This window comes from Gordonia alkaliphila (genome assembly GCF_039542465.1).
Taxonomy (GTDB): Bacteria; Actinomycetota; Actinomycetes; order Mycobacteriales; family Mycobacteriaceae; genus Gordonia; species Gordonia alkaliphila.
This window is the reverse complement of sequence record NZ_BAABIE010000006.1, coordinates 137,495-152,870: the sequence shown is the minus strand read 5'-3', so window position 1 is coordinate 152,870 and position 15,376 is coordinate 137,495. Positions and strand designations below refer to the sequence as shown.

The window sequence follows — 15,376 nt, the reverse complement described above, 5'->3', positions numbered from 1 at the left end:
ATGGCCTAATGTGCCGCGTCGTCCCAGGACCGACCGAAGCCGACCGAGACGTCCAGCGGCACCGACAGTGCGATGGCGCCGCCCATCTCCTCGCGGACCAACTGCTCCACCGTGTCCCGCTCCCCCGCGGCGATCTCGACGACCAGTTCGTCGTGCACCTGCAGCAGCATCCGGGACGCCAAGCCCTCGGCATCGAGGCGGCGCGCCACGTTGATCATCGCCACCTTGATGATGTCGGCGGCGCTGCCCTGGATCGGTGCGTTGAGGGCCATCCGTTCGGCGGCCTGGCGGCGCTGGAAGTTGTCGGAGTTGAGGTCCGGCAGGTAGCGGCGTCGCCCGAACAGGGTCTCGGTGTACTCCTTGGTGCGGGCTTCGACCACCACCTCGTGCAGGTAGTCGCGGACCCCGCCGAACCGCGCGAAGTACTGGTCCATCTGATCGCGCGCCTCGTCCCGGCTGATGCCGAGCTGGGCGGCCAGACCGAACGCCGACAGCCCGTAAGCCAGGCCGTACGACATCGCCTTGACCCGGTGCCGCATCTGCGCGTCCACCTCGTCGATCGGCACGCCGAAGGCCCGCGAGCCGACGAAATTGTGCAGGTCCTCGCCGGTGTTGAAGGCTTCGATCAGGCCTTCGTCGCCGGACAGGTGCGCCATGATGCGCATCTCGATCTGCGAGTAGTCGGCGGTCATCAGGCACTCGTAGCCCTCGCCGACCACGAAGCCGCCGCGGATCTGCCGTCCGGCGTCGGTGCGGACCGGGATGTTCTGCAGGTTCGGCTCGGTGGAGCTGAGCCGCCCGGTCGCGGCGACCGTCTGGTTGAACGTGGTGTGGATCCGGCCGTCGTCGGCGACGGTCTTGAGCAGGCCGTCGACGGTCACCTTCAGGCGCGTCGCGTCCCGATGCTCCAGCAGATACTTGAGGAACGGGTGCTCGGTCTTCTCGTACAGCGAGGCGAGCGCATCGGCGTCGGTGGTGTAGCCGGTCTTGGTCTTCTTGGTCTTCGGCATGTCGAGCTTGTCGAAGAGCACCACCTGCAGCTGCTTGGGCGAGCCGAGGTTCACCTGCTCCCCGATCACCTCGTAGGCCGCCTCGGCCGCGTCGCGCACGCGCTGCGCGAAACCGCGCTCCAGCTCCTGCAGTTGTGCGACGTCGACCGCGATTCCGGTGGTCTCCAACTCGGCGAGCACGAAGGCGAGCGGCAGTTCCATGTCGCGCAGCAACGGCACCGACTCGATGCGTTCGAGTTCGGTGTCCAGGGTGTCGGCGAGTTCGGCGACGGCCTGCGCGGACAGCATCAACTGGTTCGACGCCGCGAGCTCGTCTTCGTCGCCGTCGAGCAGCGAGAGCTGGCCGTCGTCGCCGCCCGCATCGTCCTTCAGTTCCCGCCGCAGGTAGCGCAGCGCCAGATCGTCCAAATTGAAGGTGCGCTGACCGGGCCGCACCAGGTAGGCGGCCAACGCGGTGTCCGAGGTGACCCCGGCCAGCGTCCATCCGCGGCCGTGCAGCGCATGGATCGCCCACTTGACCTCGTGCACGGCCTTGAGCCGCTCCGGATCGGCCAGCCAGGCGCCGAGCGCCTGATCGTCCTCGGAGGTCAGCGCGATCGGGTCGAGGTAGGCGGCCTCGCCGTCGGCGGCGGCGATCGCGACGGCCGTCGCCTCCGAACCCACCACGCGGGCGGCGCCGGTCACCGCGAGCCCGCTGCGGCCGGTCTGCGCGTGCTCGGTCAGCCACGCGGCGACCTCCCCCGCGCCCAGCCGCGTGCCGGAGACCTCGAAACCGGCTTCGGCTTCGGGCTCGGACGAGGTGAGCGTGGAGAACAGACGGTCGCGCAGCACCTTGAACTCGAGGTCGTCGAACAGTCGGTGGATACGGTCGCGGTCCCACCCGTGCAGTGCCAGCTCGTCGGGCCCCTGCGGCAGGTCCATGTCACGGACCAGCTCGGTGAGACGACGGTTCATGATCACGCCGGCCAGGTTCTCCCGCAGGGAGTCGCCGACCTTGCCGCGCACCTCGTCGGCCCGGTTGACCAGTTCCTCGAACGAGCCGTACTCGCGGATCCACTTGGCGGCGGTCTTCTCGCCGACGCCGGGGATGCCGGGCAGGTTGTCGCTCGGGTCGCCGCGCAGCGCCGCGTAGTCCGGGTACTGCGCCGGGGTCAGTCCGTACTTCTTCTCCACCTCTTCCGGAGTGAAGCGGGTCAGTTCGGAGACGCCGCGTTTGGGGTAGAGCACGGTGATGTTGTCGTTGACCAGCTGCAGCGCATCGCGGTCGCCGGTCACCACCAGGACGCGGTAGCCCGCCGCGTCGGCCTGCGTGGCGAGCGTGGCGATCACGTCGTCGGCCTCGAAGCCGTCGATCGCCATCACGGGGATGCCCATCGCGTCGAGCACGTCCTTGGTGAGATCCACCTGGCCGCGGAACTCGTCGGGCGACGACGACCGCTGCGCCTTGTAGTCGGGGAACATCTCCGACCGGAAGGTCTTGCGCGAGACGTCGAAGGCCGCCGCGATGTGACTGGGCTCCTCGTCGCGCAGCAGGTTGATCAGCATCGACGTGAAGCCGTAGACCGCGTTGGTCGACTGCCCGGTATTGGTCTTGAAGTTCTCCGCGGGCAGCGCGAAGAAGGCGCGATAGGCCAGGGAATGGCCGTCGAGCAGCATCAGCGTCGGCCGCTTCTCCGACGTGCCGCGGGTACTGGGACTGGAGGACGTCTGCGCTGGGCTCACATCGTCCGAGTGTAGTGAGCCGGTACGACGGTTCGGGCGGGCGGGTGAGGCGGGCCGGTCAGACCGACGGCGCGTCGCCGCCGAGGGTCTCGACCACCACCTGCGCCACCGCCTTCATGGTGACGCGCCGGTCCATCGCATTGGTCTGAATCCACCGGAACGCCTCCGGCTCGGTCAGCGCCTGCTTCTCCATCAGCAGACCCTTCGCCCGCTCGATGAGCTTGCGCGTCTCGAAACGCTCGTTGATGCCGGCCACTTCCGCTTCCAGCGCCCGCAGCTCCCGGAAACGGCTGAGCGCCACCTCGATGGCGGGCACCAGGTCCGACTGGTTGAACGGCTTCACCAGGTAGGCCATGGCGCCGGCGTCGCGGGCCCGTTCGACGAAGTCCCGCTGCGAGAACGCAGTCAGCATCACCACGGGGGCGAGCCGACGACGGGCGATCTCGCTGGCCGCATCGATGCCGTCGCGCACCGGCATCTTGATGTCCATGATCACCAGATCGGGGAGCAGCGACTCGGTGAGATCGACGGCCACCTGACCGTTCGGGGCCTCACCGACGACGTCGTAGCCCTCGTCGCGCAGCATCTCGCACAGATCCATGCGGATCAGGGAGTCGTCTTCGGCGACGACCACGCGATGTGCGTGCGGCTGGTCCGGTGCGGACCCGGCTTGGCTCATCGCCCTGCACTCTCCCGGTTCAGCGGTGGTGAGCGCGGTCGTCGACCACGCCGGAAACGTGTGCCCCGGGCCGGACTCGAACCGGCACCCCTTTCGAGACCGCATTTTGAGTGCGGCGCGTCTGCCAATTTCGCCACCGGGGCTGGTGTGCGAACGCACGCGAGCGTGCGACGAGACAGAAGTGTACGGCCCGGCTCGGGTCCACCGGTAATCGGGCTCCGACACCCGCCCGATGAAGCACACCATCGACTTTTGTTTCACCGTCCGCTAAGTTACGTCACAGAAACTTGACAGGTTGCTTCACACAACGACTTTGGGGAGTTGTTCATCACATGGTTCGTACAGTTCGGCGAAGGCTCTTCCGATCCTTCGCGGTGTTCCTGATCCCGCTGCTCATCGCGGCCGGTGCCGGCCTGTGGCCGACGTCAGCGGCGACCGCCGACGCCGCGGTCTTCGGCGCACTCGGCGCCAAGTGGACGCGCACCGCCGAGGGCCCGCAGAAGTACCCCGGCTACGCGGTGACGCCGGACGTGCCGATCAAGATGAGCGACGGCACCGTGCTGCGCGGCAACCTGATCCGACCGGCGAATCAGGCGGGCAAGCCGATCGACAAGAAGCTGCCCACCATCGTCAACATGACGCCCTACACCAAGATGGTGAGCGCGCTGGCCGCCGAAGTGGTGAACTACCCGGTCCTCATGCCGCAGCTGATCGAACTGCTGAATGCGATCAACCTGCAGGGCACCGTGCTCTCCGGCTACAACGAACTCGTCGGCTCGCTGCGCAGCGGCTTCGCCACCAGCTTCTCCTACGATCCCAAGCTGATCCGCTCCGGCTACAACATGCTGGTGGTGGACGTGCGCGGCACCGGCTTCTCGCAGGGCACCTGGCAGGTCTTCGGCGAGCGGGAACGCAAGGACACCGTCGAGGTGATCGACTGGGTCGGCAAGCAGCGCTGGTCCACCGACAAGATCGGCATGGCCGGCGCGTCGTACTCGGCCATCAACCAGCTGCAGGCGGCTTCCGATCGCCCCGGCAAGCTCGGCGCCATCTTCCCGGTGGTGCCCGGCGCCGACATTCTGCGCGACGTGGTGGCCCCGGGCGGCGGCGTGGGCGCCGGCTTCCTGTCCATGTGGCTGGCGCTGGTCAACACCAGCAAGATGATCCCGAACGTGGCGTCCATGCTGAACGGCACCTTCGACTGGAAGTGGCTCGGCGACCGCGCCAAGGACCCGCTGACCTATTTCGACGTGATGCTGCAGGCGCTGACCGTGCAGCACCCGGGTCAGGTCACCGGTGAGACCCGCGCCCTGCTGAGCGCGGACTCGAATCGTCGTGCCTCGCTCCACACCGACCTGTCCACGGTCACCACGCCCACCTTCGCCATCGGCGGCTGGAACGACCTGTTCACCAACAGCGAGGCCCGCCTGCTCTCCGGGCTCTCGAAGCTGCCGGACAGCCAGAAGAAGCTGATCATGGACGACGGCTACCACGTCACCACCGGCGCGCAGCTGGGCACGCCCGGCAATCCGCCGAAGATGAACGTGCTCGCCCGCGCCTGGTACGACCGCTGGCTCAAGGGCATCGACAACGGCATCGACCGGTACTCGCCGGCGACGCTGGCCTCCATGCCGCGGGACAACTTCGTGCAGGGACCGTCGTTCCCGCTGCCCGGCTACACCCATCAGCGGCAGTACCTGACCGGCAAACCGTCGCGCTCGGTGTCGACCCCGGTGGCCGGGGACGGCTCGCTGTCGTCGTCGGCGCCCACCACCCGGGCCACCCGCGTGGTGACGCCCGGTCTGAGTAACGTGTGCGGCAAGGACGGCGCGCAGGGCGCCGCCGGCGTGACGGCGCTGCTGGACTTCTGCGGTCGGGACAACCGGTTCGCCGAACTGTCCGCGCAGACCTTCACCTCCGCGCCGGTCACCAAGACCACGCGCCTGTCCGGCTGGCCGGGTATCCATCTCAACCAGCGACTGCAGGCCACCGACGGCTACTGGCACGCCACGGTGAACATCGTGTCGCCGGACGGTCGGTCGCAGGTGGTCTCGATGGGCCAGCTGATGGTGTCACTGCGCGCGGTGGACCGTTCCCGCAGCCAGTTCGCCGCCAACGGCGACCTGGTGGATCCGTTCCTCTACCTGTCCATCGACAAGTATCAGCCGGTCCGCCCCGGTCAGGTGATCGCGCTCGACATCCCGATGACCCCGACGCAGGCCGCCCTGCGCCCGGGCGACCGACTGCGCATCGACATCTACTCCCTCAACGCACCCAAGGCTCTTCCGCTGGGTCCGGCGATGTGGAACTCGAAGTTCGGTCCGCAGTTCATCGAGATCGATCCGAAGAACCCGAGCTGGGTCAACGTCCCGGTGGACCGACCACTGAAGTGACCACGGACGGGTAGACGGTCGCGGCCCCGGATTCTCGATCCGGGGTCGCGGCGTCGTGGTTGCGCATGCCGACGATCAATGCGGTCACCGCCGCCGCGGCCAGCAGCACCCCCGCGAGGATGCTCACCACCCACACCCAGGTGTCCGAGCGCCGTCGCCAACTGTTGCGGGGCACATACGGTCCGGGCGGCTGGAAGTACTCGATCGCCGGCCCCCGCGACTCGTTCATCAGTTGCGCGGCGGGAAGTACTTGATCAGCGCTTCCTGCACCACCGACGTGGCGAGCGTGCCGTCGCGCATGAAGAAGCGACCCGAACCGATGCCGCGCGATCCGGCGGCCACCGGCGATTCGGTGGCGTACAGCAGCCAGTCGTCGAAGCGGAACTCGCGGTGGAACCACATCGAATGGTTGACCGTGGCCGCGAACAGCCGATCCATCCCCCACGACAGGCCGTGCGTGGTGATGATCGAGTCGAGCACCGTGGTGTCCGACGCGTAGGCCATCGCCGCGACGTGCAGCAGCGGATCGTCGGGCATGTCGCCGTCGGTCTTCATCCACACGCGGTTGTGCGTGAGGGTCTCGCCCGCATCCTTCATCTTCCACGTGGGGTCGTTGGCGAACCGGATGTCGATCGGGTGCAGCGCGTTGACGAACAGCGCGACCTGCTCCTCGTAGCCCTTGAAGTGCTCGCCGAGCGCCGGCAGCTCCTCCGGGTACGGCACCAGCGGAATCTCCACGGCGTGCTCGAGGCCTGCGTTGTTGTCCTGGAAGGCCACCAGCATGGTGAACACCTCCGCACCGTCCTGCATCGCGGTGACCTGACGGTTGGCGAACGCCTTACCGTCGCGGAACCGCTGCACACGGTATTCCATCGGCTTGTTCACGTCGCCGCCGCGAATGAAGTGCGCGTGCAGCGCGTGCACCGGCGGATGCCCGCGGGTGAGCGTGCGGCCTGCGGCCATCACGCCCTGTCCGAGCAACTGCCCGCCGAAGGTGCGCGCGGTCTTCTGCTCGGGGTGCTGACCGACGAACAGATCGTCCTCGAGCTGCTCCAGCTCGAGGAGCTCGAGGAGCTTGGCCAAGTCGCCGCCCTCGGCCTCGGAGGCGATCCGATGATTCGGGTCGTTCAGATTGCGGGTCATCCCACAAACCTATCCGAGTCAGTGATCCTGCTCGCCGATGCGGTGCAGGTGCAACAGGTTGGTGGAGCCGGGCACCTGCGGCGGTGCGCCCGCCACGACGACCACCACGGAGCCGCGCTTGACCATGCCATTGGACTCGCAGAACGCGTCGAGCTGATCGATCATCGCGTCGGTCGACGGTGACTTGGGCACCAGGAACGGCTCGACGCCCCAGCACAGGGTCAGCTGGTTGCGGGTGAGCTCCCGGGTGGTGAACGCCATCAGCTTGAGCCGCGAGTGCAGGCGCGCGATCCGTCGTGCCGTGTCACCGGTCTCGGTGAATACGGTGATGGCCGAGACGTTCAACCGCTCGCCGATGTCGCGCGCGGCGTAGCTCAGCACACCCCGCTGGGTGCGCGGCACGTGCTTGAGCGGCGGCACCTCGCGGCGGCTCTCCTCCGCCGCGACCACGATGGAGCTCATCGTCCGCACCGTCTCGAACGGGAACGCGCCCACCGAGGTCTCGCCGGACAGCATCACCGCGTCCGCGCCGTCGAGCACCGCGTTGGCCACGTCGGAGGCCTCCGCACGCGTCGGGCGCGAGTTCTCGATCATCGAGTCGAGCATCTGCGTCGCCACGATCACCGGCTTGGCGTTCTCGCGGGCGATCTGGATGGCGCGCTTCTGCACCAGCGGCACCTGCTCCAGCGGCATCTCGACGCCGAGGTCGCCGCGGGCCACCATGATCGCGTCGAAGGCCAGCACGATGGCCTCCAGGTTCTCGATGGCCTCCGGCTTCTCCAACTTCGCGACCACCATCACGCGACGACCCACGCGGTCCATCACCTCGTGGACCAGTTCGATGTCGCCGGGGCTGCGGACGAACGACAGCGCGACGATGTCCACGCCCAGTCCGAGCGCGAACTCCAGGTCGGCGATGTCCTTCTCGCTCAGCGGCGGCACCGAGATCTTCATGCCCGGCATGGACAGGCCCTTGTGGTTGCTGACCGTGCCGCCCTCGGTGACGCGGCACACCACGTCGTTGCCTTCGACGCCCTCCACCACCAGGCCCACCTTGCCGTCGTCGACGAGCAGACGGTCACCGGGCGCCGCATCCTGGGCGAGCTGCTTGTACGTGGTGGAGACCCGGTCGTGGTTGCCGACGATCTCGTCGACGGTGATACGGACCTGTTCGCCGGTCTTCCAGTCGACGGCGCCGTTGGGGCGACCGTTGTCCTCGAACCAGCCCAGGCGGATCTTGGGACCCTGCAGGTCGGCGAGGATGCCGACCGGCTGACCGGTGTTCGCCGAGGCCTGGCGCACCGCCTCGTACACGCTCTGGTGGTCTTCGTGGGTGCCGTGGCTGAAGTTCATCCGGGCGACGTTCATGCCGGCTTCAACGAGCTCGGTGATGCGCTCTGGAGTATTGGTGGCGGGTCCGAGGGTGCAGACGATCTTGGTTCGACGAGTCACCTGACCAAGGCTAGTCCTTCGCGTCGGAACCTTCCCGGTTGGATCCGTCCACCTCGGGTTCTGCGTCGTCGGCGACGTCGGGTTCGTCGGAATCGGTGTCGGCGGCGTCGGATTCGGCTGCGTCGGTCTCGGCCTGGGCAGCCGATTCCACCACGACCATCGAGGAATCCTCGTCCGAGGCGATCACCTCGCGGATCTCGATGCCGCCGACCTGCGCGGCCGGATCGGACTCGAAGGTGTAGACGGTCGACGCATCACGATCGTCGGCCTCGGGTTCGAGCTCGTCGGTCTCGGGTTCGAGCTCGTCTGTCTCGGGTTCGAGCTCGTCGGTCTCGGGTTCGAGTTCGTCGGCGTCCGTCTGGTCCTCGGCGGCGGTGTCGGCCTCGTCGTCTTCCAGGGCGGGCGGCACGTAACCCAGCTCGCCCTCGGCGGCCAGTTCCTCGGCCCGCTTCGGCCAGTACATCGACAGGCCGAGCTCGCGGCCGCGCGGAGCCATCACGAAGTACAGGGCCGCGCACAGGAAGACGATCGCGGACGTGAAGACGTTGATGCGCACCCCGAGGATCTCGGTGGCGTAGTCGGTGCGGAGCAACTCGATGCCGAAGCGGCCCGCGGAGTAGCCGGCGACGTACAGCGCGAACAGACGACCGTGTCCGATCCGGAAACGCCGATCGAGCAGCACCAGCGCGATCACCACGAGGATGTTCCACAGCATCTCGTACAGGAAGGTCGGATGGACCACGCTGTGCACCACGCCGGTGGAGACGCCGTCGGGCAGGGCGATCCCGGTGTTGCCCGCACCGTCCTGACGCACATACAGCTCCAAGCCCCACGGGAGGGTGGTGGGACCGCCGGTGAGCTCCTGGTTGAAGTAGTTGCCGAGACGGCCGATGGCCTGCGCCAGCAGGATCGCCGGGGCCAGTGCGTCGCCGAAGGACGGCAGCTTGATGCCCTTCCAGCGGCAGCCGATCCACGCGCCGACCGCACCGAACGCGACGGCGCCCCAGATGCCCAGGCCGCCGTCCCAGATGGCGACCGCGGCACCGAAGCCCCGGCCGTTCTCCCCGAAGTAGCGATGCCAGTCGGTGGCGACGTGGTAGAGCCGACCACCGATCAGGCCGAACGGCACCGCCCACAGCGCCACGTCGAGCACGTCACCGGGCTGGCCGCCGCGCGCCCGCCACCGACGATCGCCCCACCACACCGCGACGACGATGCCGACGATGATGCACAGCGCATACGCGCGCAGTGGGAACGGGCCCACCTCCCATACGCCCTGCGACGGGCTCGGAATGTACGCCAGAAGGGTCGTGTCGCTCACGCGTGCCACCCTAACGGACTTACGTCAGCGCACCTCGCCGCGCACGCCCTCGGCGAGTTCACTGACCAGCTTGGCCGCGCCGGCCTGTCCGCCGGCACGGAACGCCGAGATGATCGCCGAGCCGACGATCACGCCGTCGGCGTACTCGGCGATCTCCGCGGCCTGCGCGCCGTTGCGCACGCCCAGGCCCACGCCGATCGGAATGTCCGAGTGCTCCCGCACGCGGGCACACAGTTCCGGCGCCATCGACGACACCGAGTCCCGCGCACCCGTGACACCCATGGTCGAGGCCGCGTAGACGAATCCGCGGCAGTGCTCCACGGTCATCGCGAGCCGCTCGGGCGTCGACGACGGGGCCACCAGGTAGATCCTGTCCAGGCCGTGCGCGTCGGAGGCGGCCTCCCACGCGGCGGCCTCCTCCGGGATCAGGTCGGGCGTGATGATGCCGACGCCGCCCGCGGCGGCCAGATCCCGCGCGAAGGCGTCGACGCCGTATTTGAGCACCAGGTTCCAGTAGGTCATCACCACCGGCTGCGCGCCGGCGGCGGCCACCGTCTCGGCGGCGACGAAGAGGTCGCGCACCCGCACGCCGTTGTTCAGCGCCTCGAACGCGGCCTGCGCCACGGTGGGTCCGTCCATCACCGGATCGGAGTACGGGACGCCGATCTCGACCACGTCGCAGCCGCTGTCGACCATGGTGCGCATGGTGGTCAGCGATTCGTCGAGCGACGGGAAGCCGACGGGCAGATAGCCCATCAACGCGGCGCGACCCTCGTCGCGGCACTGCGCGAACAGTCCGCTCAACCGGGATGGCGCGGTGGTGTGACGGCTCATCGGCCGGTCTCCTTCTCAGACTCGTTCTGTGCTGCCTTCTTCTGGGCTGCGAGCGCAGCGGCGTACTCGACTTCCGACTGCGGCTTGTCGAACAGGCCGAACCACTTGGCGGCGGTGTCGACATCCTTGTCGCCGCGACCGGACAGGTTCACGATGATGATCGCGCCCTCCCCCAGCTCTCGACCCAACTGCAGTGCACCGGCCACGGCATGCGCCGATTCGATGGCCGGGATGATGCCCTCGCGCCGCGACAGCACCGACAGCGCGTCCATCGCCTCGGCGTCGGTGATCGGCCGGTACTCGGCCCGACCGAGGTCGCGCAGGTACGCGTGCTCGGGGCCCACGCCCGGGTAGTCCAGTCCGGCGGAGATCGAGTGCGACTCGATGGTCTGGCCGTCCTCGTCCTGCATCAGGTACGAGTAGGCGCCCTGGAAGGCGCCCGGTGTGCCGCCGGTGAAGGTGGCCGCGTGGCGACCGGTCTCCACGCCGTCGCCGCCGGCCTCGCAGCCCACCAGCCGCACCCCGGCGTCATCGATGAACGGATGGAACAGCCCGATCGCATTGGAGCCGCCGCCGACACAAGCCACCGCGGCATCCGGGAGTCGTCCGGCCCGATCGAGGATCTGCGCGCGAGCCTCCATCCCGATGATGCGCTGCAGGTCGCGCACCATCATCGGGAACGGATGCGGCCCCGCGGCGGTGCCGAAGCAGTAGTAGGTGTTGTAGGCGTTGGTCACCCAGTCGCGCAACGCCTCGTTGATGGCGTCCTTGAGGGTGGCCGAACCGGTCTCCACCGCGACCACCTCGGCGCCGAGCAGACGCATCCGCGCCACGTTCAGCGCCTGGCGCTCGGTGTCCACGCGGCCCATGTAGATGAGGCACTCCAGGCCGAGGAGCGCGCAGGCCGTCGCGGTCGCGACGCCGTGCTGGCCGGCGCCGGTCTCGGCGATCACGCGGGTCTTGCCCATCCGCTTGGCGAGCAGCGCCTGACCGAGGACGTTGTTGATCTTGTGCGAGCCGGTGTGGTTGAGGTCTTCCCGCTTGAGGAAGATCCGCGCGCCGCCGGCCAACTCGGCGAGCCGCGTGGCCTCGTAGAGGGGCGACGGGCGGCCGGTGTAGTCGCGGGCCAGGGCGTTGAGCTCGGCGAAGAAGTCTTTGTCGGTGCGCACCTTCTCGTAGGTGGCCGTCGTCTCCTCGATCACCGCCATCAGCGCCTCGGGGACATGCCGCCCGCCGAATACGCCCCAATGGCCCAACTCGTCCGGTCCGATCGGCGAGCGGTCGGAAATTCCGTCGCTGGCCAGCGGGAAGCGATTAGTCTGCACGTCGGGATTCTCGGTCACAGTTACCCAGTATCCTCGTCGCGGTCGCCACGGTGCGCACCGGGTGCGACGCCGACCCGGCGGCGCGGTGTCCGGGTGTCAGTGCGAGGGCTTGGGGCACGACGGATGCGCGCCGGCCGTCACCAGATCCGACACCGCCTGCCGCGGATCGCCGCTGGTCACCACACCCTCGCCGACCAGCACCGCGTCGGCGCCTGCGCCCGCGTAGGCCAGCAGATCGGCGGGACCGCGAACGCCGGACTCGGCGACCTTGATGATGTTCGACGGCAGGCCCGGGGCGATCCGGGCGAAGCTGTCGCGGTCCACGTCGAGCGTCTTGAGGTTGCGGGCGTTGACGCCGATCACCGTGGCACCCGCTTCGAGCGCGCGATCGGCCTCTTCCTCGGTGTGCACCTCGACGAGAGCGGTCATGCCCAGCGACTCGGTGCGGTCCAGCAGCGACGCCAGCACCGGCTGCTCCAGGGCGGCGACGATCAGCAGGATCACGTCGGCGCCGTGGGCGCGGGCCTCGTGGATCTGGTACGGCCCGACGATGAAGTCCTTGCGCAGCAGCGGCACGTCGACCGCGGCGCGCACGGCGTCGAAGTCGGCCAGGCTGCCGTGGAAACGGCGCTCCTCGGTGAGCACACTGATCACGCGAGCGCCGCCAGCCTCGTAGGCGCGGGCCAGGTCGGCCGGATCCGGGATGTTGGCGAGCGCCCCCTTGGAGGGGCTGGCCCGCTTCACCTCGGCGATGACGCCGATACCGGGCTGCAGGAGCGCCGCGGTGGCGTCCCGGGGGTCGGGGGCCCGCAGCGCGGCCTCTTTCACCGCCGCCAGGTCGAGCACCGCCTCGCGCGCGGCCACGTCGGCCATCACACCCTCGATGATCGAGTCGAGCACTGTGCCGCCAGTCACGGTCGGTCCCCTTTCACGCGTCTGCAATGCAGAATGTCGCTCCAGCCTAGAGTCCACACACCGCGCGCCCGCCCGCGGGTGGGGTTACCCGCGGGTTTCGTCGGGGCGGGGTGCATCGGGGTCGGCGCCGCCGTGGAGGTCGGTGGGATCCACGCCCTCGTCGAGGGCATCCCAGAACTCGCGTTCGGTGGGTGCGGCTGCCGCGTCGCCGTCGGCCTGCGCCTGCGCGTGCTCGGCGAAAACCCGTCGTTCCAGCTCCTCTCGGCGCGCTGCCGGCGAGGCGTAGCGCGAGGACATCGTCTTCGCGCCGGACGCCGCCGAGGCCATCGCGACCGCGCCGACCACCCCGAAGAACGCACCGAAGAGCGCCACGATGCCGGCATTGTTGTAGGCCGTCACCGCCACCACCTCGTAGCGGGCGCCGATGTCGGCGCGATCGATCGCGTACCCGCTGTCCTGACCGTTGGTGAGCAGGGTGATCGCCGGGACGGCCACCACCACCGCGCACACCGCGACCAGGGCTGCCACCACGCGCAAGAAGAAGCCGTGCAGCGCGAACTGGACCACCAGTCCGGCCAGGAACAGCAGCGCGATCGCCACCAGCCAGGGACTCCAGTCGCTACCCGCGATGGCGTAGATGCGCGGCTCGCCGAGGCCGTCCTCGGCGTACACCTCCGACCACGTCATCCGGGACGCGATCCACAGCAGTGCCGCGGCCACCACGAGGAAGCCCGCGGAGATCGCCTGGGGCCTGCGGTTGGGGCGCACCGTCTCCGGTTCCGCGGGCGTGACGATCGCGGTGGGGTCGGTGCTGCTGGGATCTGGGCTGCTGGTTTCTGGGGTGCTCACTGTTCACTCTCTCCGGTCACCGGCGTCATGGTGGCGGCCGCCGCCACCGCGTTGAGGACGGCGGTCGCCTTGTTGCGGGCCTCGTTGAACTCGTACTCGGCGTCGCTGTCGGCCACCACGCCGCCACCGGCCTGGACGTAGGCCCGGCCCTCGGTCATCAGCGCGGTGCGGATCGCGATCGCGGTGTCGGCGTCGCCGGCGAAGTCGAGGTAGCCGACGATGCCGCCGTACAGGCCGCGCCGGGTGAGTTCGTTCTCCTCGATCAGCTCCATCGCCCGCACCTTCGGCGCGCCGGTGAGGGTGCCGGCCGGGAAGCACGCGGTCACCGCGTCCAGCGCCTGCGCCTCCTCGCGCAGTCGGCCGGACACCGTCGAGACCAGGTGCATCACGTGGCTGTAGCGCTCCACTCGGCGGTAGTCGGTCACCCGGACGGTGCCGGGCTCGCAGACGCGACCCAGGTCGTTGCGGCCCAGGTCCACCAGCATCAGGTGCTCGGAGTTCTCCTTCTCGTCCTCCAGCAGCCCCTTGGCCAGCAGCTGATCCTCTTCCTCGGTGGCCCCGCGCCAGCGCGTGCCGGCGATCGGGTGCGTCGTCGCGGTGCCGTCGGCCACGGTGACCAACGCCTCCGGCGACGAGCCGACGATGCTGAACGGTCGACTGCCGACCCCGGAATCGCCGACACCGGGCAGGCGCAGCAGATACATGTACGGGCTCGGGTTGGAGGCCCGCAGCACCCGGTACACGTCCACCGGATCGGCCTCGGTGGCGATCTCGAATCGTTGCGACGGCACCACCTGGAAGGCTTCGCCGGACTCGATGGCCTCCACCAGGCCCTCGACGATGCCGCGGTAGTCGTCCAGCGTGCGCTGGCCGGTGTAGTCCGGCGCCGGGCGGGTGAACGTGGAGACGGTCGACGGCGCGGGCGCGGCCAGGGCCGCGGTCATGGTGTCCAGGCGCGCGACGGCGTCGGCGTAGGCCTCCTCGACCCGATCGGCGCTGCCGTCGAAGTTGATGGCGTTGGCGATCAGGGTGATGGTGCCCTCGTGGTGATCGAAGGCGGCCAGGTCGGACACCAGCAGCCAGCACATGTCGGGCAGGCCGAGGTCGTCGACGGTGGTCGACGGCAGGCGTTCGAGGCGGCGCACGAAGTCGTAGGCCATGAACCCGACGAACCCGCCGGTCAGCGGCGGCATACCGGGCAGACGGTCGGTCTGCAGCAGGCGCAGCGACGCGGCCAGCGACTCCAGCGGATCGCCGCCGGTGGGTGCTCCGGCCGGGACCGCGCCCCACCAGTGCGCCTGCCCGTCGGCCACGGTCAGCGCCGACGGCGAACCGGCGCCGATGAACGACCAGCGCGACCACGACTGCCCGTTCTGCGCCGATTCGAGGAGGAACGTGCCCTCCCGGTCCCCGGCGAGTTTGCGGTACGCCGACAGCGGCGTCTCGGAATCGGCCAGCAGCTTCCGGGTCACCGGCACCACGCGGTGGTCGGCGGCCAGATCCAGGAAGGTCTCCAGGCTGGTGGTGTGGGTGGAGTCCGCGGTGCTCGTCATCCCAGCGGAACCCCGCCGACGCCCCACTGGGTGCGCGGCACCTCGGTGATGGTGACCCACACCGAGTCCGGATTCTTGCCGGTCGCACGGGCGTAGGCCTCGGTCACCGCGGCGATGGTCTCGTTCTTGACCCGATCGGACAGGCCCGGGGTCTGGGAGATCTGGATGAGCGGCATGGCG

The 15,376-nt window shown here is 69.0% G+C and carries 13 protein-coding genes and 1 tRNA gene; 1 reads left to right on the top strand and 13 read right to left on the bottom strand.

Going from position 1 to position 15,376, the window contains the following annotated elements; genetic code table 11:
* Window positions 1–5: 5 nt before the first annotated feature.
* From polA to ABD989_RS08490, 3 genes are all read right to left on the bottom strand, one after another.
* Window positions 6–2,732: a DNA polymerase I gene (polA, locus tag ABD989_RS08500; RefSeq protein WP_246996435.1), complete on the bottom strand. Its 2,727-nt coding sequence runs from the start codon at window positions 2,730–2,732 to the stop codon at window positions 6–8.
* A gap of 58 nt (window positions 2,733–2,790) precedes the next feature.
* On the bottom strand, window positions 2,791–3,411 hold the full coding sequence (locus ABD989_RS08495; protein ID WP_246996437.1) for an ANTAR domain-containing response regulator: 621 nt from the start codon (window positions 3,409–3,411) through the stop codon (window positions 2,791–2,793).
* A 61-nt stretch (window positions 3,412–3,472) separates the two neighbouring features.
* A tRNA-Leu gene (locus ABD989_RS08490) sits at window positions 3,473–3,554 on the bottom strand.
* 189 nt (window positions 3,555–3,743) lie between these two features.
* Here ABD989_RS08490 and ABD989_RS08485 point away from each other — a divergent pair.
* Window positions 3,744–5,804: a CocE/NonD family hydrolase gene (locus ABD989_RS08485; protein WP_246996439.1), complete on the top strand. Its 2,061-nt coding sequence runs from the start codon at window positions 3,744–3,746 to the stop codon at window positions 5,802–5,804.
* On the opposite strand, the gene ABD989_RS08480 is transcribed toward ABD989_RS08485, so the two are convergent.
* The 10 genes from ABD989_RS08480 to ABD989_RS08435 form a co-directional block, all read right to left on the bottom strand.
* Window positions 5,773–6,033, bottom strand: coding sequence for a hypothetical protein (locus ABD989_RS08480; protein WP_345313154.1), 261 nt, complete (start codon window positions 6,031–6,033; stop codon window positions 5,773–5,775). The two genes, ABD989_RS08485 and ABD989_RS08480, sit on opposite strands and share 32 nt — an antisense overlap.
* Window positions 6,033–6,947 (bottom strand): acyl-CoA thioesterase, encoded by a 915-nt coding sequence (locus tag ABD989_RS08475; protein ID WP_246996443.1) that lies wholly within the window; start codon window positions 6,945–6,947, stop codon window positions 6,033–6,035. The genes ABD989_RS08480 and ABD989_RS08475 overlap by 1 nt, the downstream gene beginning before the upstream one ends.
* Before the next feature lie 18 nt (window positions 6,948–6,965).
* Window positions 6,966–8,399, bottom strand: coding sequence for a pyruvate kinase (pyk, locus tag ABD989_RS08470; protein WP_246996445.1), 1,434 nt, complete (start codon window positions 8,397–8,399; stop codon window positions 6,966–6,968).
* 10 nt (window positions 8,400–8,409) lie between these two features.
* The gene (gene lgt / locus ABD989_RS08465; protein ID WP_345313153.1) at window positions 8,410–9,720 is read right to left on the bottom strand and encodes a prolipoprotein diacylglyceryl transferase; all 1,311 of its coding nucleotides are present in this window, start codon (window positions 9,718–9,720) and stop codon (window positions 8,410–8,412) included.
* A gap of 24 nt (window positions 9,721–9,744) precedes the next feature.
* Window positions 9,745–10,554: a tryptophan synthase subunit alpha gene (gene trpA, locus ABD989_RS08460; RefSeq protein WP_246996450.1), complete on the bottom strand. Its 810-nt coding sequence runs from the start codon at window positions 10,552–10,554 to the stop codon at window positions 9,745–9,747.
* Window positions 10,551–11,897, bottom strand: a complete 1,347-nt coding sequence (gene trpB / locus ABD989_RS08455) for a tryptophan synthase subunit beta (protein WP_345313152.1) — start codon at window positions 11,895–11,897, stop codon at window positions 10,551–10,553. The genes trpA and trpB overlap by 4 nt, the downstream gene beginning before the upstream one ends.
* A 78-nt stretch (window positions 11,898–11,975) precedes the next feature.
* Window positions 11,976–12,794, bottom strand: coding sequence for an indole-3-glycerol phosphate synthase TrpC (gene trpC, locus ABD989_RS08450; RefSeq protein ID WP_345313151.1), 819 nt, complete (start codon window positions 12,792–12,794; stop codon window positions 11,976–11,978).
* A gap of 84 nt (window positions 12,795–12,878) precedes the next feature.
* Window positions 12,879–13,643, bottom strand: a complete 765-nt coding sequence (locus tag ABD989_RS08445) for a TIGR02234 family membrane protein (protein WP_345313150.1) — start codon at window positions 13,641–13,643, stop codon at window positions 12,879–12,881.
* Window positions 13,640–15,196 carry an anthranilate synthase component I gene (locus ABD989_RS08440; RefSeq protein WP_345313149.1) on the bottom strand — a complete coding sequence of 519 codons (1,557 nt, stop codon included), beginning with the start codon at window positions 15,194–15,196 and terminating at the stop codon, window positions 13,640–13,642. Before ABD989_RS08440 ends, ABD989_RS08445 begins: the two co-directional genes overlap by 4 nt.
* Window positions 15,193–15,372: a tautomerase family protein gene (locus ABD989_RS08435; protein WP_005935191.1), complete on the bottom strand. Its 180-nt coding sequence runs from the start codon at window positions 15,370–15,372 to the stop codon at window positions 15,193–15,195. The genes ABD989_RS08440 and ABD989_RS08435 overlap by 4 nt, the downstream gene beginning before the upstream one ends.
* Window positions 15,373–15,376: the final 4 nt, after the last annotated feature.